Source organism: Citrobacter sp. RHB35-C17 (assembly GCF_013816795.1).
GTDB classification, from domain to species: Bacteria; Pseudomonadota; Gammaproteobacteria; order Enterobacterales; family Enterobacteriaceae; genus Citrobacter_A; species Citrobacter_A amalonaticus.
On sequence record NZ_CP057150.1, the window covers coordinates 2,072,068 to 2,095,294 of the forward strand.

The window sequence follows — 23,227 nt, forward strand, 5'->3', positions numbered from 1 at the left end:
TATGGCGCTTACAAAAGCTGAAATGTCAGAATATCTGTTTGATAAGCTTGGGCTTAGCAAGCGGGATGCCAAAGAACTGGTCGAACTGTTTTTCGAAGAGATCCGTCGTGCTCTGGAAAACGGTGAGCAGGTAAAACTCTCTGGTTTTGGTAACTTCGATCTGCGTGATAAGAATCAACGTCCGGGACGTAACCCGAAAACGGGCGAAGATATTCCCATTACAGCACGGCGCGTGGTGACCTTCAGACCCGGACAGAAGTTAAAGAGCCGAGTCGAAAACGCTTCGCCCAAAGATGAGTAATCAGATCTAACCAAAAAGGCCGCTTTTGCGGCCTTTTTTCTTTTCTGCGGGGGTATCGCACCGTAGAATCAATGACATCCTTTTCAGTTGAACGGAAATCATGCTGACTTTTGCCCGTCAACAACAGCGACAACATGTGCGCTGGATCCTGAGTCTGTCGGTACTGATGTTACTGACACTGTGGTTGAGCCTGTGCGCCGGAGAGCAGTGGATATCGCCCGCTGACTGGCTGACGCCCCGTGGCGAACTCTTTGTCTGGCAAATTCGCCTTCCGCGCGCGCTGGCGGTTCTGCTGGTGGGCGCGGCGCTGGCTTTGTCCGGCGCAGTGATGCAGGCGCTGTTTGAAAACCCGCTCGCGGAGCCGGGGTTGCTCGGCGTCTCCAACGGTGCGGGCGTGGGGCTGATCGCCGCCGTGCTGCTGGGGAAGGGTATACTGCCGCACTGGGCGCTTGGACTGTGCGCGATTGCCGGTGCGCTGGTCATCACGTTGATCCTCCTGCGTTTTGCCCGTCGTCATCTTTCGACCAGCCGCCTGCTGCTTGCCGGCGTGGCGCTGGGGATTATCTGTAGTGCGCTGATGACCTGGGCCATCTATTTTTCTACCTCATTCGATCTGCGTCAGTTGATGTACTGGATGATGGGGGGATTCGGTGGCGTTAACTGGGAGCAGTCCTGGCTGATGCTGGCCCTGATTCCGGTGCTGGTGTGGATCTGCTGCCAGTCGCAGGCGATGAACATGCTGGCGTTGGGGGAAACCTCTGCCCGACAACTGGGACTCCCCTTGTGGTTCTGGCGAAATCTGTTGGTGGTTGCCACCGGATGGATGGTCGGTGTCAGCGTGGCGCTGGCCGGGGCCATTGGTTTTATTGGCCTGGTCATCCCCCATATTTTACGCCTGTGCGGCTTAACGGACCATCGCGTGCTGTTACCTGCCTGTGCGCTGGCGGGGGCCATTGCGCTGCTGCTGGCCGATGTGGTCGCTCGCCTGGCGCTGGCCTCCGCCGAATTGCCGATTGGCGTGGTCACCGCGACGCTCGGCGCACCGGTTTTTATCTGGCTGTTACTCAAAGCCGGACGTTAGGTACGACAAGACAGTCTATGATTAGAAGCTGGTATTTGAATCACTCACGATCCTGGAGAGGCTATGCAAGACTCGATTCTGAACACGGTAGTGACAACGATTGATGGCGAAGTGACCACGCTTGAGAAATACACAGGTAATGTTCTGCTGATTGTTAACGTAGCTTCAAAATGCGGACTTACCCCACAGTATGAGCAACTGGAAAATATTCAGAAAGCGTGGGCCGACCGTGGCTTTATTGTGCTGGGCTTTCCCTGCAATCAGTTCCTTGGGCAGGAACCTGGCAGTGATGACGAGATCAAAACCTGGTGCGCGACGACCTGGGGCGTGACCTTCCCGATGTTCAGCAAGATTGAGGTAAACGGGGAGGGGCGTCATCCGCTGTACCAGAAACTGATTGAGGCGGCACCGACGGCTGTAGCCCCTGAAGAGAGTGGTTTCTATGAGCGAATGGCCAGCAAAGGGCGTGCGCCGCTCTATCCTGACGATATCCTGTGGAACTTTGAGAAGTTCCTTGTAGGCCGTGATGGCAAAGTGATACAGCGTTTCTCTCCGGATATGACGCCGGAAGATCCGATTGTGATGGAAAGCATCAAACTCGCGTTGGCTAAATAATGTCTTCAGTGATGCAGTTACAGGATGTGGCGGAATCGACCCGGTTAGGGCCTCTGTCCGGCGAGATTCGGGCAGGGGAGATCCTGCATCTTGTGGGGCCGAACGGCGCCGGAAAGAGCACGCTGCTGGCGCGGATGGCAGGGTTAACCAGTGGGGCGGGAACGATCGCTCTGGCGGGGACTGAGCTGGCATTGTGGCCCGCCGCTAAACTTGCCCGCCATCGTGCTTATCTGGCGCAGCAGCAAAATCCGCCCTTCGCGATGCCGGTATGGCACTTCCTGACGCTACATCAGCCAGACAAAACGCGCACAGACCAGTTGATGGCGGTGGCCGAGTCGCTGGGGCTGGCGGACAAACTTGAACGCAATGCGAAGGAGCTCTCAGGTGGGGAATGGCAGCGCGTCCGTCTTGCCGCGGTGATCCTGCAAATCGCGCCAGAGACCAACCCACAGGGGCAGCTATTGCTCCTCGATGAGCCCATGAACAGCCTTGATGTCGCGCAGCAAAATGCGCTGGATCGCATTCTGCACCGCCTGTGCCAGCAGGGGATTGCCATCGTGATGAGCAGTCACGACCTGAATCATACCTTGCGCCACGCGCACCGGGCGTGGTTGCTCAAACAGGGGAAACTGCTCGCCAGCGGTCCACGTGATGAAGTGCTGACGCCAGCGCATTTAGCGCAGGCGTATGGTCTGCACTTCCGGCGTCTTGACATCGAAGGTCACAGAATGATTATATCAACCACTTAAACGAAATGGTTTCTTGAAAACCCGCGTAAATACCCGCTATAAGGGGTGAAGAATAAAAATACAGAGGATTCGCCTGAATGCGTTTCTGGTTTCTTTTTTGCACAGCACTGTTGTTGGCCGGATGTAGTAGCCACCGAGCGCCGCCGCCCAATGCCCGGCTCTCTGATTCCATTACCGTAATTGCCGGGTTAAATGATCAACTCCAGACCTGGCGCGGGACGCCCTATCGTTACGGCGGCATGAGTCGCGGTGGTGTGGATTGTTCCGGTTTTGTGCTGATGACCATGCGCGATCAGTTCTCTTTGCAGCTGCCACGCGAAACCCGTCAACAGGCAAAACTGGGGACGGAAATCGATAAAGACGACTTGTTGCCTGGCGATCTGGTGTTTTTCAAAACCGGGTCGGGAGAGAGCGGTTTACATGTGGGTATTTATGATACTAACGGTCAGTTTATTCATGCATCAACCAGTCGTGGTGTGATGCGTTCGTCGCTGGATAATGTCTACTGGCGGAAAAACTTTTGGCAGGCGAGACGCATTTAGTCGTAGGGCGTTATTTCGATTGAGGATGTCCCTCGCTTTTATTGCCGAAAAAGAACAATGCTGGATAAGCGTTTATAATCAGGATAAGCTGAATACTAAGGAACCGGGGCTCCGGGTGAAAAGGACAACATGAACATTTTCCTTCTGGCATTAAAAAAGATGGATGACGACATCCTGTGTAATAGGTTGCCGAATCACTCCCTGTATGTGGGACTGCCGTGATGAATGTTTCACTGGATAATGTGTATCATTCTGAACTCTATTTTCAGCCCGCCAGGAATGTACAACGAAAACTTATCGGTTTAAGCGTTATCGCGAACTTTGTCAGTGAAGACGGTGACGTTCGTATCCCAACTGAACTGGTGCTTCCGCGACTTTCTCACGAAGAACAGTGCCAGTTATTTATCGAAAAGCTGGCGCTGATCGAAACGTGCCAACATTTTTTTATTCAACATAAACTTGTCGCCTGGATTTATATAACCCCGGCAGTTGTACCGTTATTATTAACCAATAGTGAGTGCGTTTCTGCCGTTAAACGGTTTTCGTTTCTCGAACTCATGATTAATGAGAATTTTCCCGAACTGTCTGAAGGCAAAGAGAATAAAACGTTGAATGCGCTGGCTGAACGTTTTCCTCTGGTACTGGCCAATTTCGGTGCAGGGGAAAGTGCCAACAAAGCCATATTCGATGGATTATTTAAACGAATTATCCTGGACCGGAATTTTGTCCATCGTCGGGCCACTCGTCTTTCCTTCGAACCGTTCATGCGCGCCATCCTTACACAAGTGTCGCCTTATTGCGAATCGCTGATGATCGCCGGTATCGACAGCGAAGCGATGTTGACCCGCGTGACGCCATTCGGTTTTAGCGGTATGCAGGGCGGGCTGTGGCCTGTCGTCTCGGCCAGTCAGGTCACCCAATTACTCCACGGATAACCTTTCTGTTTGCTGGTGTTTATGACGGAATTAACCGTCTACACTACAGGCAGGAGGCCCTATGACCCTGTCTTTCACAGCCCGCTGGCGCGATGAACTGCCAGCAACATTTACCGCACTGTCGCCAACACCGCTGAATCACTCGCGACTGATTTGGCACAACGATGCGCTTGCCGAACAACTGGGCATCCCCGATTCCCTTTTTCATCCTGACAGCCCGGCGGGTGTCTGGGGCGGCGAGGCGCTGTTGCCGGGGATGTCTCCGCTGGCGCAGGTCTATAGCGGTCATCAGTTCGGCGTCTGGGCGGGTCAACTGGGTGACGGGCGCGGTATTCTGCTCGGTGAGCAGTTGCTTGCCGATGGCAGCACAATGGACTGGCACCTGAAAGGCGCGGGTTTGACGCCGTATTCGCGCATGGGTGATGGTCGTGCGGTATTGCGCTCCACGATCCGAGAAAGCCTTGCCAGTGAAGCGATGCACTACCTGGGGATACCAACGACCCGGGCGCTGACGATTGTCACCAGTGAAACACCAGTTTACCGCGAAACGGTGGAGGCGGGGGCGATGCTGATGCGACTGGCGCAAAGCCACTTGCGCTTCGGTCATTTTGAGCATTTCTATTACCGTCGCGAGCCGGAAAAAGTTCAGCAACTGGCGGATTTCGCCATTCGTCATTACTGGCCGCATCTCCAGCAAGACGCCGATAAGTACATTCTCTGGTTTCGCGACGTGGTCGCGCGGACCGCGTCACTGATCGCCGACTGGCAAACCGTGGGTTTCGCGCACGGGGTGATGAACACCGATAACATGTCGATCATCGGGCTGACGATGGACTACGGTCCGTTTGGGTTCCTGGACGACTATGAACCGGGCTTCATTTGCAACCATTCTGACCACCAGGGGCGCTACAGCTTTGACAATCAACCGGCGGTAGGTTTGTGGAATCTTCAGCGCCTTGCGCAAAGTCTGTCGCCCTTCATCACCGTTGAGGCGCTCAATGATGCCCTCGACGGGTACCAGGTGGCGCTACTGACGCGCTACGGTCAGCGGATGCGGCAGAAACTGGGGTTCATGACCGAACAAAAAGATGACAACGATCTGTTGAACGAATTGTTCAGCCTGATGGCCCGCGAGCACAGTGACTATACCCGTACTTTCCGCATGCTAAGCATGACAGAGCAGCAGAATGCCTCCTCTCCACTGCGCGACGAATTTATCGATCGCGACGCCTTTGATGACTGGTTCACACGTTACAGAACGCGTTTGCAGCGCGATGCAGTCGATGATGCTGCGCGTCAGTCGCTAATGCTGAGCGCCAATCCTGCGGTGGTGCTGCGTAACTGGCTGGCGCAGCGGGCGATTGCGGCGGCGGAGAAAGGCGATATGAGTGAACTGCATCGCTTACATGCCATATTGCGCGAGCCTTTCCGCGATCGCGATGATGACTACAGCCAGCGTCCGCCGGACTGGGGCAAACGCCTGGAAGTCAGCTGTTCAAGCTGAAGCGCTATTTGGTCAGCAAGAGTTTACCTGCCTGCGTTTGACGCAGCAGGTATTCCTGACCGTTGTGATCGATAATCACTTTACCGTCATCACCTAACAGTTTCTGACTGCTGATCTTGCGGATGGGCGCAGGTGGGAGAGCCGCGTTTTCTCGTTCCTTAAGGCGGGGGGACTCAATGTTATCCATACGGGTATCACGATTTATTAATAATAATTAATGTAACAATGATTTTTATTATCAATAAAGTGCACGATAACAACAAGTATTAAATGTGGTAGTTTGCGAAAAGGGGGGGAGAATATGCCCACCCTGTACGGATGGGCGGACGATCAGAAGCGGCTGTCCACCGCCGAGGCCAGTTTGCTCAGCAGCAGTTCAGTGTCTTCCCAGTTAAGGCAAGGATCGGTTATCGACTGACCATAAACCAGTGGCTGCCCGCTGATAATTTTCTGCGTACCTTCACGCAGGAAGCTTTCCGCCATAATGCCGGCGATGGCTGTCGATCCGTTACGGATTTGCTGGCAAATATCATCACAGACATCCAGTTGACGGCGATGCTGCTTCTGGCAGTTGCCGTGGCTGAAATCGACGACCAGATGTTCTGGTAAATCAAATTCATGCAGCGTATCGCAGGCTGCAGCAATATCTTCAGCATGGTAGTTCGGCTTTTTGCCACCGCGCATAATGATATGGCCATAAGGGTTGCCGCTGGTCTGATAAATGGTCATCTGACCGGTTTTATCGGGTGAGAGGAACATATGGCTGGCGCGGGAAGCGCGGATCGCGTCAACGGCGATACGGGTATTTCCGTCGGTCCCGTTTTTAAAGCCGACCGGGCAGGAGAGCGCCGAGGCCATTTCGCGGTGGATCTGGCTTTCGGTGGTCCGCGCGCCAATGGCGCCCCAACTGATCAAGTCGGCAATAAATTGACCGGTCACCATATCGAGAAATTCCGTCGCGGTTGGGATGCCCAGTTCATTGACCTGCAACAGCAGTTTACGCGCCAGTTCAATGCCGTGATTCACGCGATAGCTGCCGTTGAGATCCGGGTCGGAAATGAGTCCCTTCCAGCCGACAACGGTACGTGGTTTTTCAAAATAGGTGCGCATGACGATTTCCAGGCGCGCCTGATGCTGCGTGCGCAGCGCCTGTAAACGCGTGGCATACTCCAGTGCGGCATCGAGATCGTGAATGGAGCACGGACCTACAATAACCAGCAAGCGGCGGTCTTCACCATTCAATATTCTTTCTATCCGGCGTCGGGAGTCGGTGACGTGGCTGGCGACGGCGGGCGACACAGGATGCCGTTGCGCAAGTTCAGCGGGCGTGACCAGACTGTCTATACGCGCGGTACGCAGTTCATCGGTTCTGTTCATGATAATTCTCAGAAATTTGTGGCTTCTACGGCAGAGGTACCGGGAAGTGATGGGCACAACCTTAAACCAATCCCTGCTGATTTCAAGTGCGAGGTGCGTCACACCTCGCGGCAGAACGGTATGATAACAAAAAAACAGAACTCGTGAACTAGTTTATTAGTACATGCGTCGACTTAATCCCATGATATCGAGGATTTTGGTGGCAATCTCTTCAACTGAATAGTTAGTACTGTTCAACCACGGGATCTGGTTCTTACGGTAGAGCGCCTCGACTTCGGCCACTTCCATACGGCACTGACGCAGGGAGGCATAGCGACTGTTTTCCCGGCGTTCTTCGCGGATGGCGGCCAGTCGTTCAGGGTCAATCGTCAGACCAAACAGCTTATGTTGCAGGGGTTTTAACGATGCAGGCAGAACCAGATTGTCCATGTCGTCGGCAATAAAAGGATAGTTTGCCGCGCGGATGCCAAACTGCATTGCCAGGTAGAGGCTGGTGGGCGTTTTGCCGCAGCGCGAGACGCCTAACAAAATCACCTGCGCCTGGTCCAGGTTGCGCAACGAAATGCCGTCATCGTGGGCAAGGGTATAATCAATGGCGGCGATTCGCGCATCGTACTTGTTCAGGTTACCCGGATTCAGCCCGTGCGTCCGGTGAGCAATCGGCGTGGGGTAGAGTTTCATCTCGTGCTGTAGCGGGGTGATCAGCGCCTGCACGATATCCTGACAGAAGCCTTCGCTTTGCAGAATGATGGAACGGATCTCCGGTAATACAATCGAATAGAACACCAAAGGGCGCACGCCGGTTTGTTGATAAATGGCGTCGATTTGGTCTTTAACGGCGCGGGCGCGGTTCTCATTTTCAACAAACGGCAGCGTAATACTGCTGATAGTGACGGGGAACTGTGACATCACCGCATGGCCCAACACTTCAGCGGTAATTGCCGTTCCATCGGAAATATAAAACACGTGACGATCTACAGCATTATCCATTTTCACACCCTGAAAGTCAGTCATAATTCTCTGAAAGCATAAATTAAAATTACTCTGAAGCGTAGAAAATAACGCTTATTTTGAAAATGAAATGGTATTTTTATATTTTATGAAAAGTGCATTTCATTTTATGGAACAGATGTTTATACCGACACATTTTGTGGGGATCGCCCGCCATTCGCGGGTTTGCGCAAATGGGTAAACTGTCCGAAAAAATAAAAAATATATTTGCTTGAACGATTCACCGTTTTTTTAAGCGGGTTAAATATGCAAAGATAAATACGTAATTAAGCGTTTCCTAAACTCGTTCATTTATCACAAAAGGATTGTTCGATGTCCAACAATGGCTCGTCACCGCTGGTGCTTTGGTATAACCAACTCGGCATGAATGATGTAGACAGAGTTGGGGGCAAAAATGCCTCCCTGGGTGAAATGATTACTAACCTTTCCGGTATGGGTGTATCGGTACCGAATGGTTTTGCCACAACCGCCGATGCGTTTAACCAGTTTTTGGACCAAAGCGGTGTAAACCAGCGCATCTATGAACTGCTGGATCAAACGGATATTGACGATGTTAACGCGTTAGCGAAGGCCGGCGCGCAGATCCGCCAGTGGATTATCGACACTCCTTTCCAGCCTGAGCTGGAAAATGCTATCCGTGATGCCTACGCGCAACTCTCCGCGGACGATCAACATGCTTCTTTCGCCGTGCGTTCATCTGCCACTGCGGAAGATATGCCGGATGCCTCTTTTGCCGGGCAGCAGGAAACCTTCCTCAACGTCCAGGGCTTTGACGCAGTACTGGTCGCCGTGAAGCACGTGTTTGCCTCGTTGTTTAACGACCGCGCAATCTCCTATCGCGTTCACCAGGGCTATGACCACCGTGGTGTGGCGCTCTCTGCGGGTGTCCAGCGGATGGTGCGTTCCGATCTGGCGTCGTCCGGCGTGATGTTCTCCATCGATACTGAATCTGGCTTTGACCAGGTGGTGTTTATCACCTCCGCGTGGGGGCTAGGCGAGATGGTGGTGCAGGGCGCGGTAAACCCGGATGAGTTCTATGTCCACAAACCGACGCTGGCGGCCAATCGCCCGTCTATTGTGCGCCGCACGATGGGCTCGAAAAAAATCCGCATGGTCTATGCGCCGACCCAGGAACACGGCAAACAGGTCACCATTGAAGATGTGCCGCAGGAAAGCCGTGATATTTTCTCCCTCACCAACGACGAAGTGCAGGAACTGGCGAAGCAGGCGGTACAGATTGAAAAACACTACGGTCGTCCGATGGACATCGAGTGGGCGAAAGATGGTCATACCGGCAAACTGTTCATCGTCCAGGCTCGTCCGGAAACCGTGCGTTCTCGCGGCCAGGTGATGGAGCGTTACACGCTGCACACGCAGGGCAAAATCATTGCGGAAGGCCGTGCTATCGGTCACCGCATCGGGGCAGGCCCGGTAAAAGTCATTCATGATATCAGCGAGATGAACCGCATTGAGCCTGGCGACGTACTGGTCACCGACATGACCGACCCGGACTGGGAACCGATCATGAAAAAAGCGGCGGCGATTGTCACTAACCGTGGCGGTCGTACCTGTCACGCGGCCATTATCGCGCGTGAACTGGGGATCCCGGCGGTGGTAGGCTGCGGCGATGCCACTGAGCGCATGAAGGATGACGAGAAGGTCACCGTTTCCTGCGCAGAAGGCGATACAGGCTACGTGTACGCCGACATGCTCGACTTCAGCGTTAAGAGCTCCAGCGTCGATACGATGCCGGATCTGCCGCTGAAGGTGATGATGAATGTCGGTAACCCGGATCGGGCGTTTGACTTCGCCTGTCTGCCAAACGAAGGCGTTGGCCTGGCGCGTCTGGAATTTATCATCAACCGTATGATTGGCGTCCACCCGCGTGCGCTGCTGGAGTTTGACGATCAAGATGCCAAACTGCAAAACGAAATCCGCGAGATGATGAAAGGCTTTGATTCTCCGCGTGAATTTTACGTAGGTCGCCTGACGGAAGGGATCGCCACCCTCGGCGCGGCGTTCTGGCCGAAACGCGTGATTGTGCGTTTGTCCGACTTTAAGTCGAACGAGTACGCAAACCTGGTGGGTGGTGAACGCTACGAGCCAGAGGAAGAGAACCCGATGCTGGGCTTCCGTGGCGCGGGTCGCTATGTGTCGGACAGCTTCCGTGATTGCTTTGCGCTGGAATGCGACGCGGTGAAACGCGTGCGTAATGAGATGGGACTGACTAACGTCGAAATCATGATCCCGTTCGTCCGTACCGTTGAGCAGGCAAAAGCGGTCGTGGAAGAGCTGGCGCGTCAGGGGCTGAAACGCGGCGAAAATGGTCTGAAGATCATCATGATGTGTGAGATCCCGTCCAACGCCCTGCTGGCTGAACAGTTCCTGCAATACTTTGACGGCTTCTCGATCGGTTCTAACGACATGACACAGTTGGCGCTGGGTCTGGATCGTGACTCTGGTGTGGTATCAGAGCTGTTTGATGAGCGTAACGACGCGGTGAAAGCGCTGCTGTCGATGGCGATTCGCGCCGCGAAGAAACAGGGTAAATACGTCGGGATTTGCGGTCAGGGTCCGTCTGACCATGAAGACTTTGCCGCCTGGCTGATGGAAGAGGGGATCGACAGCCTGTCGCTGAACCCGGATACCGTTGTCCAGACCTGGCTGAGCCTGGCGGAATTGAAGAAGTAAGGTACTGCCGGATGGCGATGCGCCGCCATCCGGCAATTTATGCCTCACGGCATTCCGACGCTAATCGTTGAATAATATCCTGGCGTAACAGGAACTTTTGGATCTTCCCGGATGCCGTTCTGGGTAACTTTTCGACCACCACAATGTGCTCTGGATACTTATATTTCGCTACCCGTTTACGGCTAAAGAAGGCAACCACTTCTTCCAGCGACAGTGAATGATGCGGCGCTTTCAGCACGATGTAGGCACAGGAACGCTCGCCTAAACGTTCGTCCGGCATAGCAACCACACAGGCATCGTGAATGCGGGGGTGCTGCAACAGAATATCTTCCACTTCGCGACTGCTGATGTTTTCTCCGCCCCGAACGATAATATCTTTCTTGCGCCCGGTTATCTGAATGTAGCCCGCCTCGTCCATCCGACAGAGATCGCCACTGTAGTACCAGCCCTCGCTATCCAGCGCCCGGGCGGTTAACTCAGGCTCGTCAAGATAGCCCATAAAGACGTTCGGTCCGCGCGATGCCTCTTCCCCTTCAACGCCCGGAGGCACGGGATTACGCGCCTCATCAACAATTCTGATCTCCACGCCTGCCGCCGCGTAGCCATCGGTATTCATCATACGGGAAGGGGGATCGTCGAGATTCACTACCGCATGCGGCGAGCTTTCCGTCGAACCATAAACGCTGAGCAGTTTAATGCCGCGCTGCTGGCAGTCGCGAGCAATGCGCTGCGGAATGGTCGTTCCTCCGCACAAAAAGAAACGCAGCGAAGAGAGGTCGGCAGGCTGCTGTTCCACGGTACAGAGCAGGTCGTACACAAACGGCGTCGCCCCTAAGACGCAGGTACAGCGCTGTTGCTCCAGAAGCGCAAGGCAGGCCGTTGGGGTAAAAATATCCAGTAGCACGCTGCGCGCGCCGATCAGAAACGGTGCCGTCACGCCGTGTAAAAAACCGGTGGCGTGTCCCAGCGGCGCTGGCATCAGAAAGACGTCCAGCCAGGTCAGATTCAGACGCGCGCAGTAGGCCCGCTCGCTGGTGAGAATATTGTTGTGGCTGAGCATGACGCCTTTTGGCAGTCCCTCGGTGCCAGAGGTAAACAGCACGGCGGCCAGCTCGTCGCCGTGAACCTGAATATGACGGGCAAGTGGCGCGTTGTCCGCAACGATCTGGCTGAGGGCGAGCGAGGTTGTCGCCGGTGCCAGTTTATCGACGCCGATAACGTGTTGCAGATGTGGCAACTGGTTTTGCAGGGGCAAGATCAAATCGACCGGGCGCGTCTGTTTAAACACGGTTGGGGCGAAAAACAGTTTTGCCTGGCACTTGTTCAGCACCCACACCAGCTCGGCTTCGCGCCAGGCGGGCAGCAGGGGAACGGATACGGCGCCGGTTTTCAGACAGGCGAGATAGATAACGGTAAATTCGCACCAGCCGGGAAGCTGAAAAGCGACGCGGTCGCCGGGCTGAATGCCGTTCGCCAACATCCAGCTCGCCAGACAGCTTGCCGCGTGGTCGAGGGCGGCGTAAGTGAATTCCGTACCGTGGTTATCCACGACGGCGATTTTGTCTGGCACGCTGCGTGCGGTATGTTGCCAGTAGTCTCCCAGCGAGGCATCGCCCCAAAAGCCAAGCTTGCGGTATGCGTCCCGCCGCCCGGCGTCAAACGTTAATGTGACACTCATCGGAGGTTCCCGGTCTATCAAGGGGGTAGTAGGGGATTGCAGGCCGGATAAGACGCCTGGCGTCACTCTCCGGCATTTGTGCCCATCCGTCGTTTCAGCCGTAGCGGAAATCCACGCCAAACGTGCCTGCGGGGTACTCCCATTTTTCGAGGATCGTCTCACCACACAGCACCCGGCAGGTTCCGCACTCCAGACAGCCCGCGGAATCAAAGTGAATCGTACCTGCCTCATCCTGCTTATAGAGTCCGGCAGGGCAGGCATTCAGCAATTTTTGAAACTCTTTGCTGTCCGGGTTCGCCGCCAGAATGATGTGCGGATGGCCCTCATCAACATGGAATTTATTGACGCCCAGTTTGACGTCGACGTTAACGCGATTTTCCTGGCTCATAGCGCCGTGACTCCCTTAATGCCATCTTTGAGCAGATTCATCAGCCCGATCTGTTTTGCATGTGACAGGATCATTTTGCGCATCGGCTGATTCGGGCTGCCATCAATGGTGAATATGTCATTCATGATGTCCGCCACCATTCGCGGGTACTGGGTGAACAGGCGCGGATTCTCCATCAGCGCCGGGATCTTACGGAAATGCTGCATATCACGCATAACGCACCCTTTCTCCAGCTCGTGTTTGTATTGCGCAAGCGTGCGATCAGAGAAGTCCTTGCGCTCTTTGGCCCCAATTGCGGCGTGTGCCGCCGCTTCGGCAGAGGCGATGGCTAAATCCATTCCGCGTACCGTAAAACCGAGGTTCAGACAAAAGCCCGCAGCGTCACCGACAATCATCACACCGTCGCCTACCAGCTCCGGCACCATCGCCAGTCCGCCTTCTGGCACCATATGTGCCGAGTACTCCAGCAATTTGCCGCCCTGAATCAACGGACGAACGGCAGGGTGCTGTTTAAAATCTTCCAGCATCTGCGGTACGCTTTTCTGCGCATGGGCCATGTCGCCCAGCCCGCATACCAGACCGAGGGAGACGGAATCGCGATTGGTATAAAGGAACCCGCCGCCCATCAGGCCGTTTGACGGTGATCCTGCGAATAACCACGCCGCGCCTTCATTTCCGGACAGATTAAAACGGTCGTTGATTTGCTCCGGGGAGAGGCCAATCAACTCTTTCACACCGACAGCGTAATGGTGCGCCGATGAGGCAGGTACCATGCCCAGCGAACGGCCCAACATTGAATTGACGCCATCAGCGAGGATCACCACGTTGGCTTCGAGAATATCGTCGCCAGCCTGTACGCCTGTGACCTGGTTGCCTTCACGAATCAGCGCATCCACGCGCACGCCAGGGATAAATTGTGCGCCAGCCGCTTCGGCTTGCTCCATCAGCCACGGGTCGAGACGGTTGCGCAACACGCTGTACGATGCCTGAGTCGGTACATCCGGCTGTTCGCGATGGTAATCCAGCGTGATCGCGCTTTCTTCCGTCATAAACGAGATTTTCTCGCGGGTGACTTTGCGTTCAACGGGCGCCTTCTCGCCAAATCCGGGCATAATCCGCTCAATCACATGGGCGTAGAGACGCCCCCCGGTCATATTTTTACTGCCCGCGCTGTTACCGCGCTCGATGACCAGAACATCGAGTCCGGCTTTTGCCATGATGTACGCCGCCACCGTGCCCGCTACGCCAGCACCGACGACGATGGCATCAAATTTTTCATCCGACATGCTTAAAGCTCCCTTCCCGCCGTTTGCACAGCGGGAGATGTGGGTCAAGGAGAGAATTAGCGCAACTGCGCGATCAGGGCAGGGACCACTTTGTAGATATCGCCCACCAGTCCGTAATCGGCATAGTTAAAGATTGGCGCGTTTTTATCTTTGTTCACGGCGACAATCACTTTCGCGCCATTGCCGCCCACCATATGCTGGATCTGTCCGGAAATACCCAGCGTCAGATACAGTTCGGACTTCAGCAGTACGCCGGAAACGCCGATGTAACGCTCGCGCTCCATCCAGTTTTCCCCTTCGGCGATAGGGCGTGAACAGCCCACTTCCGCGCCGAGTACGGCGGCCAGTTCGCGCACCATGTTCAGGTCGTCTTGTGCCGCCAGGCCGCGACCGACGCCTACCACGCGTTTTGCTTTGCTTAAATCAACGCTGCTGAGCGATTTGGCGCGACGTTCCTGACACAAGATCTCCTGGCGCGGGGCCACCCACTCGGCGGTAACCACCGGGCAGTCATGCATGTGATCCGCCTCAATCGGCTCCAGTACACCAGGGGCGAGAGTGATAATGGCCAGCGGGCTGTTCAGTTTTTCTTTGCCAAACGCCAGGCCGCCATACATACGATGCTCGGCAAACAGCGCGTTCTCTTCAACGCTCACTGCCGTCGCATCGTTAACCATGGCCGCATCCAGCTGAATACTCAGACGCGCGCCCAGCGCTTTGCCGCGCTTGGTTGCAGCCATCAGCAGCAGACCGTCGCCTTTTTCCCGGATTTGCGCGGCCAGCGTTTCGGCGTAATTTTCGATTCGCTGCAGGTCGGAGGGTTTATCCAGTACGATGATGCCGTCGGCACCGAGCGGCTTAACCTGCGCCGCCTGCTCAGAACCCTGAACAATGGCATAGACCTGTTGACCCCACTGACGTGCGCCAGCCATCAGCTCTGCGTAGCGTTCAACGTTATCGCTAAATACCCAGACGTGGGTTAATTGACTCATGATTGTGTTCTCCGTTGGGCTCAGTTCAGGGCTTTTTTCAGGTGTTCAGCCAGTTCGGCGATGGCTTCCGGCGAATCGTTATCCAGAATGATGTGCTTACGCGCCGTTTGTGGTGGTACAGTAATGGCAACCAGTTCTGCTCGCAGCTCGCCCTGACTCCAGCCGATGTCGCTTGCCTGCCATGTGTGTACGGGCTTTTTCCCGGCGCCAAGAATGGCTTTCATTGAGGGGATGCGTGGCACGTTAATATCCGATGTCACGCAGATAACGGCCGGAAGTGTCAGTTCTATCACCTCAACGTCCTCTTCCAGCGTACGTTCTACAAGCAGCTTATCGCCCTGACGCTGGAGGCTGCTGACGGCGTTAAGGGTTGGCAGTTGCAGGATCTCACCGACCAGTAGACCAACCTGTTGTGCATAAAGGTCCCCAGACCCTTCACCAAACAGGAGCAGATCGAATCCGATTTTTTCCACCGTGGCGGCAATGGCCTGCGCCGTGTCTTTTGGCAGCGCGTGTTCCAGCTGTGCATCCTGCATCAGATACAGTGCATGTGGCCCGCGGGAGAGCACATCCTTACGCACTTTAGAGTTTTGCAATAATAAGCCGCCCACCGTCAGTGCCACGATCTCATCCTCTGCCTCGGTGGCCAACTGCGTTGCGGCCTCAATGGCGTTGAGATCGAACTGACTGATTTTGGCGTCCGCATTGTCAAAGCTCAGCGCTTGCTCGGGCGTAACAACAATGTCCTGTTCTTCAGGCACCAGCTTAAAGCAGGTTATTATTTTCATGGCATCTCCTGTGAGTCGCATACCGACAGTGACAATCAGGCCACCCCGGCGGAAAGTGAAAATTGACTGGAAATAGTGTGCGACAGACGGCGGCTTTTTATCGACGGAGCAATCTGTTTTCGTTACCAGGTATCTTGCAAAAAAAGTGGGATCGCTCGTACAAAAGAAATGAGTAGAAAATCATTTGAGAAAATTAAACGTATTATCTTGCAGGTGAGGGAAATAATCTTGTTTTGCCCTTACTAAATACAGTTGTATAACCGCCATACTCGCTTTATTTTATCCTCATTATATTGTTCAGGATAAATTTCTGCTTGTGGAGGTTGTCATGTATCAACGCTGCTTTGATAATGCCATGGAAAGCCTTTTTGACCAGGGCAAAACCCCGCGATTTTCCCGATTTGTCATTAGTGATGATCCCCGTTGGGAGTCCGGTCATCATGTTCATGACAATGAGACCGAGCTGATTTATGTCAAAAAAGGCATCGTCAGATTAACGATCGACTCTTCCCTTTATGTGGCTCACGAAGATGATATTGTCGTGGTGGAGCGGGGGCGGTTACACGCCGTGACATCGGATGTGAACGCGCCAGCCACCACCTACACCTGTGCGCTGTATGGCTTTCGCTTTCAGGGCTGGGAGGAAAACCAACTGCTACAATCGCATTCCTGTCCGGTGGTTGCCGTCGGCCAGGGAAAAGAAGTGATCAAAAGTATTTTTAATGAGCTCGGGGTGATGCTGCCGCAAAGTAAAAATGGCCTGACGTCGTCCGTCTGCGATGCTTTTGCCTATGCGTTGACGGTGCTCTTCTTTGAGAACTTTAAAAATGCATATCGTTCGGAACAAGGACATATTAAAAAAGATGTTCTGATTAAAGATATTCTGGTCTATCTCAATAATAATTATCGGGAGAAAATTACGCTTGAGCAGTTATCAAAAAAATTTCGTGCCAGCGTCAGCTATATTTGTCACGAATTCACCCGCGAGTACCATATTTCACCGATTAATTATGTGATTCAGCGGCGGATGACCGAAGCGAAATTTGCCTTAACCAATACTGATTATTCACAGGCCGAAATTTCCTGGCGCGTCGGGTATGAAAATGTCGACCACTTCGCGAAGCTTTTTTTGCGCCACGTCGGCTGTTCGCCAGGCGATTATCGTAAACAGTTTAAAAACAGCCTGACAGAGCAGGCCTGCCTGTTGTCCGACGTCTGAGTATATGTGTCATCATCGGTAAGCGTTTGAATGGCCGGATACGATGCAAGTACCGTATCCGGCCTGTCGCTTACTTGTTCTGATAATCCTTCAGGATCTGCCGACCTGCGACATAAATCATGATCTCATCCGTCCCGCCGCCAATCCGTTCACAACGGACATCGCGCCAGAATCGGGAGACACGCGCTTCGTCGGTATAACCCAGCCCGCCCATAATCTGAATTGCATCGTCAATCACTTCCATCGCGGTGCGGGCACAATACAGTTTCGCCAGCGCGGCGCTGGTACGCAGTGACTGCTCCTGATCGGCCTGCCATGCCACCTTCAGCACCATATTGCGCATGTTGTCGACTTTGATTGCCATCAGCGCCAGCTTTTCCTGGATCATCTGGTTGTGTCCAATCGGTTTGCCAAACGCAATGCGCTGGTTGGCATAACGTGCGGCATCCTCAAAGGCGCATTCGGCGAAGCCGGTACTGCGCGCAGCGTTGATCAGACGTTCCATCTCAAAGTTATACATCACGTTGAGAAAGCCCATGCCTTCTTCGCCCACCATGTCGCTTTCATCCACCTCAACGTTGTCGAGATAGACTTCGCAGGTGCTGAGCATATGCCAGCCGATTTTGTGCAGCGGATTGATTTTGATCCCAGGCTTGTTGGACTCCACCCACCAGAGGGTAAAGGCTTTCTTCGGATCTTTTGGCTCGGGATCGCGCGCCAGCACCAGCATGTATGGGTACTCTTTGGCGCCGGTAATAAACGTTTTCTGGCCGTTCAGGTACACCTTGCCGTCTTTGCGCGTGTAGCTGGTGGTGGCGCTGTTGTTGTCAGAACCCGCACCTGGCTCGGTTAACGCCAGGGCATAGGCCGGATCGCCGGTCTCCAGCGTGCTTTCCGCCGTTTTCCGCAGTTGTTCTGGCGAGCCGAAACGGCGCATGCTGTGAATACACTGCCCGTTGGTGATCAGAAAGGCCGGGGCGCCGCATTTTGACACTTCCATCAGGGCCAGCATTTGGGTGACATAGTCTGCCGGAATACCGCCGAACTCTTCCGGTACGCCCAGCATGGAAATCCCGTTATCCGCCAGCGCACGCATAAACTCTCTGGGGTAGGTCGCCGTCTGGTCGCAGGTGCGGAAATACTCTTCCGGAAAATTGCTGGTGATCAGTTCCCGGATACTGGCAAGCAGCAGCTCTTGCTCTTCGGTTAAAGAAAAGTCCATCATCATACTCCTTTTAATTCGCCGCTTCCGGCAGTTCAAAACCCATGGTGGCGTCGATAAATAATCTTTCATCCATCAGTTTCAGGTCTGGTGAAATAACCGGTGCGAAATCCATTTTCGCCAGAATATCGCGCTCCAGATCCACTCCAGGGGCAATTTCAATAAGATGCAGACCGTCCTCTTTTAGCGTAAATACCGCGCGTTCGGTGATGTAGCGCACGTCCAGACCGCGCTCGAGGGCGATTTTTCCGCTAAAGGTGATTTCCGGCAGTTCGCTGATGAATTTATTCACCCGGCCTTCCTGGACGATGGTTAATTTACCGTCGGCCACTTCTGTTTTCAGACTGCCAGCGGTTAGCGTGCCGCAGAAAACAATTTTCTTTGAGGTCGCGCTGATATCGATAAAGCCGCCAGTTCCCATGATTTTGCCGTTAAATTTGTGCACCCCGACGTTGCCGTGGCGGTCAACTTCCGCAAAGCTCAGATAGCAGACGTCCAGCCCACCGCCATGGTAGAAGTCAAACTGTGAGGTCATATCAAGAATGGCGCGAGTGTTGACGTTTGCGCCAAAAGCGACACCCTGGGAGGTGATCCCACCCACGGGGCCGGTTTCAACGGTCAGTACAAAGTCATCTGCACAGCCTTCCTCACGGGCCACCAGTCCAATGCCATCCGCGATGCCGACGCCAACGTTACCGACCGCACCTTTACGCATTTCAAACAAGGCGCGACGGGCAACCAGTTTGCGTTGGTTGAGGGGCAGGGAGAGCTGGGTGCTGTCGTCGAGGGTGAAATCGCCCGAGATAAATCGGTTCACCGGCGCGCCGCCGTACAGTTGCGTCTGGTCTGGGTCGACCACCACGATATCCACCAGATAGCCGGGGATACGTACGGATTTAGGATGCAGCGTGGCCTTCTTGACCATTTTCTGCACCTGCATCATCACGATGCCACCGTGGTTGTGCACCGCCTGAGCCAGCACCAGCGCGTCGAGGTACATCACCTCATCTTCAAACGAGGCATAGCCTTCGCTGTCGCAGGTGGTGGCGCGGATAAACGCGACGTTAGGCGCAATCGCTTTGTAGTAGAGATATTCTTTGTTATCAATCTCCACCAGCTTGATAAGGTCTTCTTTGGTGACCTCATTGAGCTTGCCCCCCTGTTGGCGCGGGTCGACGAAGGTGCCAATCCCGATATCGCTGAGGATCCCCGGCTGGTGGGCGGCAGACGCACGCAGAGCCTGAGTCAGCACCCCTTGTGGATAGTTATAGGCGACAATCTTATTTTGTTCCGCTAAATCCGAAATACGCGGCGACTGCCCCCAGTGCCCGCACAGAGCCCATTTCACCAGGCCTTCCTGAGCCAGCGGGCTGATTCCGCGATCGGCGCGATCGCCCAGACCCGTCGGACTGATAATCGATAAATTCCGTGGCGTTTGCGTTTGCTTATACTTATCGGCTAAAGCGGTAATTAAGGTGGTGGCTTCCAGAATACCGCCGCCTGCGCCTAATATACACAGTACATCTTCATCTTTAATATAATTTACTGCGTCCTGGGCCGAGAGCACAGGCACGCGACCATTAACGCGTGGTGGTCTTTCAGGTTTCATATAAACTCCTGGATACCCGGCAGAAGCCCTACGCCGCTGTGTTCAGGCGCAGGCCTCCGCTGAATATTCATGTGGAATATTCACTGTGGAATAAAATATATATTTAATGGCGGGAGAGAATCTGTCCCGCCTTTATTTCGTTAATTACGCCTGATGTAATATCGTTAATACCGTACGCAGATCGCTAACGGATATTTGTCCCGGTGCCGAAGCCTTTTTAACCGCGCCAAAGGTCGCCGCGGAGCCGAAGACTTCACCGGCCAGCCGTGAAATCACACCGGTTTTGGACATCGACATGGTGATCACCGGACGGTCAGCGTACTGTTCCTGCATTTTCAGCGTAGCGGAAAGCAGCGTCAGAACATCGCTGTGATTCTGCGGCATCAGGGCGATCTTCGGAATATCGGCACCCAGTTCCTGCATTTTGCGCAGCCGTGCAACGATCTCTTCTTCTGCTGGCGTCTTGTGGAAATCATGGTTGGACATGATCACGCTGACGTTTTTGCTGTGCGCGTAGTCTACTGTCGCCTTGACCAATTCATCACCGGTAAACAGTTCGAGATCGATCATATCCACCAGGCCGCTATCGACCGCCGCGCGATTCAGCGCGAGATAGGCGTCGGTTGAAATGGCCTGTTCACCCCCTTCCTTCGCACTACGGAACGTAAACAGCAGGGGAGTCTGGGGCAGTTCAGTGCGGATCGCGCGGACAGCCTCCAGGACGGCATCAGCAGAGGCGACATCGGCGAAATGGTCAACGCGCCATTCCAGAATGTCGAAATCCGCGTCGCGATAGGCCTGCGCTTCTGCGCGGACGCTGGCGATATCTTTGCCCATCAGCGAGACGATTATTTTTGGAGCCCCTTCGCCAATCACGAGGTTTTTTACGGTTACGGTTTTCATTTAATACCTTTTATCAGTCTTAGTTCCTGGCCGTCAGGCCGCAAACCCCATCACCTGTTTTACGTATTCCAGCGGAAAATCTTTGCCGGTCCACAGTTTGAACTGTTCAGCGCCTTGCCACAACAACATGCCGTAACCATCGATTGTTTTGCAACCGGCCTGTTGCGCTTGTTGCAATAACTTCGTCATATGCGGGTTGTAAACGCATTCGGTAACCAGCAGTTCCGGACGTAGCAGGCTCACGTCACTGACAATCGATTCATTTTCCAGCGGCTTCATGCCGACTTTAGTGCCATTGGTCAGGATATCCGCTGTCGCCAGCGCGTCAGCGAAGGCCTGCTGGTCAGCAAGGTCTGTCACCGTCACCACGCAGTCGGTGTTTTCATTCACCCGCTTAGCGAAGTCCACTGCTTTCTGGAAAAATTCATCATTGCGGTTAAAGAGTTTAATCGCTTTGATCCCCTCAATGGCTGCCTGCGCACCAATGGCCGTGGAGGCGCCACCCGCACCCAGTAATACCATGGTTTTATCCTTGATATCGAAACCACTCTCTTTGATTGCGCGAATGTGACCGGTGCCGTCGGTATTGTAACCACGCAGGTAGCCGTCATCATTGACGATGGTATTAATCGCGCCAACCAGCTTCGCCGCCGGGGTCAGTTCATCAACAAATTCACAGGCCAGCTGTTTATTGGGCATCGATACGCCGGTCCCGCGCATTTTTAACGCTTTCAGCCCCTCGATAGCGCCAGCGAAGGTGCTGTTGTCGACCTCAAAGGCCATATAGGTAAACGGCAATCCGGCTTTCTCCAGCGCCTTATTTTGCATTTCAGGCGACAAACTGTGTCTGATTGGATAAGCCATTAAGCCGATCAGTTCATATTTCGCGGTTACATCCATAACATGACTCCTTAAATTGTCGCTTAACTTTTTGTTGAAAAATAACGTTCGCCCAGACGGATATCGTTTTGTGGAATATTAAAGACCCGGTAATAGCGAACAAAAACGATAATGCCGGTGATAAAGGCCAGCAGGGCAAAAGCGAAATCCAGTAAAATGATGTATTGCAGGCCGATGGTGGAGAGGTAACCGGTAATCAGCGGAATAACAAAATTCGCGAGGCCGCCCATCATCATATAAACGCTGGTGACTTTGGCTTTGCTCTTCGGAAAGAATTCCGACATCACCGACACGCCCAGTTGTAAAATCCCGCCCGCGGCAGAGAAGCCAATCACAAACGCGCCCGCGTTACACACCAGCGGTGACGGCCAGAGATAAATGACAGCTGCGGTAACGGTGGCCAGTCCGGCATTAAAGACGTTAGCCCAGATGGGGCGAACCATTTTTTTCAGCAGTGCGGCAAAGATAAAGACGCAGACCAGCGAACCCAGGCTGTAATACGTGATGGTTTTCAGCGCATCCGCTTCTTCCATTCCGGCGAAGGCCATGGCGTATTTCGGCATCCAGACCACGATAACGTAAAAGGTGGAAAACGCCGCCACGCCAAACATGACGGAAGCCACTCCTTCCAGCCAGACCAGCGGTTTGCTGTTCATCTGCGGTAACTCTTTAGCGACGCTGGCATCCACCAACTGGCCGGGGAATTGACTGCGCAGTAACATCAGGGTGATCAGTACAAACAGAATGCCAGGAATGATCACGCCATAGCCGTACCAGATGTTGTTGAGCAGCATATAGCCGACCAGCATCGGATAGAGCATCTGTCCGAAGGAGACCATTGCTTTGACGAGGATCACCGCGGAACCTGACGCTTTCGGGAAACATTCCATCAGTGCCGGGTAGCCTCCGGTATCAAGCGCAGAGTTGGCCACGCCAACGCAGACGGCGAGGACAAAGGCCACCATCAGGTTAGGACTGGCAGGGATGCCGAAGAAAAAGAGAATATATAACGCGGCACCCAACAAAATGATCGCCCGACGACCGAATTTATCCGACAGGACGCCAAAAAACAGAATACTCACCAGACGACCAAGTCCGATGCCGGAAATTAAATAGGCGATCCCTGCGCTGTCGGTAGAAAACTTCGCGGCGAGTGAGGTCATATTTTGCGCCAGCGTAATGACGCTAATACCGTGGAGAAAATAGCTGAGATAAATACAGATGACCGCCAGGAAAAATGGCGTGCTGAAAGCCTGATTCTGTGACATTTTTTCAAAGCTCCTTGCCGGTTAATTTAATTCTGCTTTCGCCAGCGTTTTTATATCCGGCGATTTTTTATTAATATACGATGGTGAAACGACATGAACTACATAACATGACGTTTTCGTTACCAGGTATATTGCAGACGAAAGTGTGAAAACCCACGTATCCTGCGA

22 protein-coding genes are annotated in these 23,227 nt (G+C 53.8%); 9 read left to right on the forward strand and 13 right to left on the reverse strand.

Going from position 1 to position 23,227, the window contains the following annotated elements; translation table 11 throughout:
* Position 1 precedes the first annotated feature (1 nt).
* The 7 genes from ihfA to selO all read left to right on the forward strand — a co-directional run bounded on the left by ihfA (position 2) and on the right by selO (position 5,727).
* A complete protein-coding gene (ihfA, locus tag HVZ37_RS09810) occupies positions 2 to 301 on the forward strand; it encodes an integration host factor subunit alpha (protein ID WP_001229265.1) in 300 nt (99 codons plus the stop codon).
* Positions 302 to 401: 100 nt separating this feature from the next.
* A complete protein-coding gene (gene btuC, locus HVZ37_RS09815) occupies positions 402 to 1,382 on the forward strand; it encodes a vitamin B12 ABC transporter permease BtuC (protein WP_043000872.1) in 981 nt (326 codons plus the stop codon).
* A gap of 63 nt (positions 1,383 to 1,445) precedes the next feature.
* Complete coding sequence (locus HVZ37_RS09820; RefSeq protein WP_044254791.1) at positions 1,446 to 1,997, forward strand: glutathione peroxidase; 552 nt, start codon at positions 1,446 to 1,448, stop codon at positions 1,995 to 1,997.
* Positions 1,997 to 2,746, forward strand: coding sequence for a vitamin B12 ABC transporter ATP-binding protein BtuD (gene btuD / locus HVZ37_RS09825; protein WP_044254789.1), 750 nt, complete (start codon positions 1,997 to 1,999; stop codon positions 2,744 to 2,746). Before HVZ37_RS09820 ends, btuD begins: the two co-directional genes overlap by 1 nt.
* Positions 2,747 to 2,823: 77 nt before the next feature.
* Positions 2,824 to 3,288 (forward strand): NlpC/P60 family protein, encoded by a 465-nt coding sequence (locus HVZ37_RS09830; RefSeq protein WP_043000869.1) that lies wholly within the window; start codon positions 2,824 to 2,826, stop codon positions 3,286 to 3,288.
* A 221-nt stretch (positions 3,289 to 3,509) separates the two neighbouring features.
* Positions 3,510 to 4,223, forward strand: a complete 714-nt coding sequence (locus HVZ37_RS09835) for an EAL domain-containing protein (RefSeq protein WP_181628380.1) — start codon at positions 3,510 to 3,512, stop codon at positions 4,221 to 4,223.
* A gap of 61 nt (positions 4,224 to 4,284) precedes the next feature.
* The gene (gene selO / locus HVZ37_RS09840) at positions 4,285 to 5,727 is read left to right on the forward strand and encodes a protein adenylyltransferase SelO (RefSeq protein WP_181628381.1); all 1,443 of its coding nucleotides are present in this window, start codon (positions 4,285 to 4,287) and stop codon (positions 5,725 to 5,727) included.
* Positions 5,728 to 5,731: 4 nt separating this feature from the next.
* Here selO and hemP read toward each other — a convergent pair whose 3' ends face one another.
* The 3 genes from hemP to ppsR form a co-directional block, all read right to left on the reverse strand.
* The gene (hemP, locus tag HVZ37_RS09845; protein ID WP_044254783.1) at positions 5,732 to 5,914 is read right to left on the reverse strand and encodes a hemin uptake protein HemP; all 183 of its coding nucleotides are present in this window, start codon (positions 5,912 to 5,914) and stop codon (positions 5,732 to 5,734) included.
* 143 nt (positions 5,915 to 6,057) lie between these two features.
* Entirely contained in the window at positions 6,058 to 7,104 is a 1,047-nt protein-coding gene (gene aroH, locus HVZ37_RS09850) for a 3-deoxy-7-phosphoheptulonate synthase AroH (protein ID WP_043000865.1), read from the reverse strand.
* A gap of 156 nt (positions 7,105 to 7,260) precedes the next feature.
* Positions 7,261 to 8,094 carry a posphoenolpyruvate synthetase regulatory kinase/phosphorylase PpsR gene (gene ppsR / locus HVZ37_RS09855; protein ID WP_043000864.1) on the reverse strand — a complete coding sequence of 278 codons (834 nt, stop codon included), beginning with the start codon at positions 8,092 to 8,094 and terminating at the stop codon, positions 7,261 to 7,263.
* 333 nt (positions 8,095 to 8,427) lie between these two features.
* Here ppsR and ppsA point away from each other — a divergent pair, with 333 nt between their 5' ends.
* Positions 8,428 to 10,806, forward strand: a complete 2,379-nt coding sequence (gene ppsA / locus HVZ37_RS09860; protein ID WP_181628382.1) for a phosphoenolpyruvate synthase — start codon at positions 8,428 to 8,430, stop codon at positions 10,804 to 10,806.
* Positions 10,807 to 10,843: 37 nt separating this feature from the next.
* On the opposite strand, the gene fadK is transcribed toward ppsA, so the two are convergent.
* The 5 genes from fadK to HVZ37_RS09885 all read right to left on the reverse strand — a co-directional run bounded on the left by fadK (position 10,844) and on the right by HVZ37_RS09885 (position 15,938).
* Positions 10,844 to 12,484 (reverse strand): medium-chain fatty-acid--CoA ligase, encoded by a 1,641-nt coding sequence (gene fadK / locus HVZ37_RS09865; RefSeq protein ID WP_181628383.1) that lies wholly within the window; start codon positions 12,482 to 12,484, stop codon positions 10,844 to 10,846.
* A gap of 94 nt (positions 12,485 to 12,578) precedes the next feature.
* Positions 12,579 to 12,872: a ferredoxin family protein gene (locus HVZ37_RS09870; protein ID WP_043000861.1), complete on the reverse strand. Its 294-nt coding sequence runs from the start codon at positions 12,870 to 12,872 to the stop codon at positions 12,579 to 12,581.
* Positions 12,869 to 14,158, reverse strand: coding sequence for an FAD-dependent oxidoreductase (locus HVZ37_RS09875; RefSeq protein WP_181628384.1), 1,290 nt, complete (start codon positions 14,156 to 14,158; stop codon positions 12,869 to 12,871). Before HVZ37_RS09875 ends, HVZ37_RS09870 begins: the two co-directional genes overlap by 4 nt.
* Positions 14,159 to 14,214: 56 nt before the next feature.
* Positions 14,215 to 15,150, reverse strand: coding sequence for an electron transfer flavoprotein subunit alpha (locus HVZ37_RS09880; RefSeq protein WP_181628385.1), 936 nt, complete (start codon positions 15,148 to 15,150; stop codon positions 14,215 to 14,217).
* Between the two features lie 20 nt (positions 15,151 to 15,170).
* The gene (locus tag HVZ37_RS09885; protein ID WP_044254775.1) at positions 15,171 to 15,938 is read right to left on the reverse strand and encodes an electron transfer flavoprotein; all 768 of its coding nucleotides are present in this window, start codon (positions 15,936 to 15,938) and stop codon (positions 15,171 to 15,173) included.
* Between the two features lie 328 nt (positions 15,939 to 16,266).
* Between HVZ37_RS09885 and HVZ37_RS09890 the strand changes: the two genes are divergently transcribed.
* Positions 16,267 to 17,157: an AraC family transcriptional regulator gene (locus HVZ37_RS09890; RefSeq protein ID WP_044254771.1), complete on the forward strand. Its 891-nt coding sequence runs from the start codon at positions 16,267 to 16,269 to the stop codon at positions 17,155 to 17,157.
* 70 nt (positions 17,158 to 17,227) lie between these two features.
* Here the strand turns inward: HVZ37_RS09890 and HVZ37_RS09895 are convergent, their stop codons facing one another.
* From HVZ37_RS09895 to HVZ37_RS09915, 5 genes are all read right to left on the reverse strand, one after another.
* Positions 17,228 to 18,379: an acyl-CoA dehydrogenase gene (locus tag HVZ37_RS09895; RefSeq protein ID WP_042319326.1), complete on the reverse strand. Its 1,152-nt coding sequence runs from the start codon at positions 18,377 to 18,379 to the stop codon at positions 17,228 to 17,230.
* 13 nt (positions 18,380 to 18,392) lie between these two features.
* On the reverse strand, positions 18,393 to 19,988 hold the full coding sequence (locus tag HVZ37_RS09900; protein WP_109740197.1) for an acyl CoA:acetate/3-ketoacid CoA transferase: 1,596 nt from the start codon (positions 19,986 to 19,988) through the stop codon (positions 18,393 to 18,395).
* Positions 19,989 to 20,132: 144 nt separating this feature from the next.
* Positions 20,133 to 20,891, reverse strand: a complete 759-nt coding sequence (gene aroD, locus HVZ37_RS09905; protein WP_181628386.1) for a type I 3-dehydroquinate dehydratase — start codon at positions 20,889 to 20,891, stop codon at positions 20,133 to 20,135.
* A 33-nt stretch (positions 20,892 to 20,924) separates the two neighbouring features.
* A complete protein-coding gene (gene ydiB / locus HVZ37_RS09910) occupies positions 20,925 to 21,791 on the reverse strand; it encodes a quinate/shikimate dehydrogenase (protein WP_181628387.1) in 867 nt (288 codons plus the stop codon).
* 23 nt (positions 21,792 to 21,814) lie between these two features.
* Positions 21,815 to 23,059, reverse strand: coding sequence for an MFS transporter (locus HVZ37_RS09915; protein WP_181628388.1), 1,245 nt, complete (start codon positions 23,057 to 23,059; stop codon positions 21,815 to 21,817).
* Positions 23,060 to 23,227 lie beyond the last annotated feature (168 nt).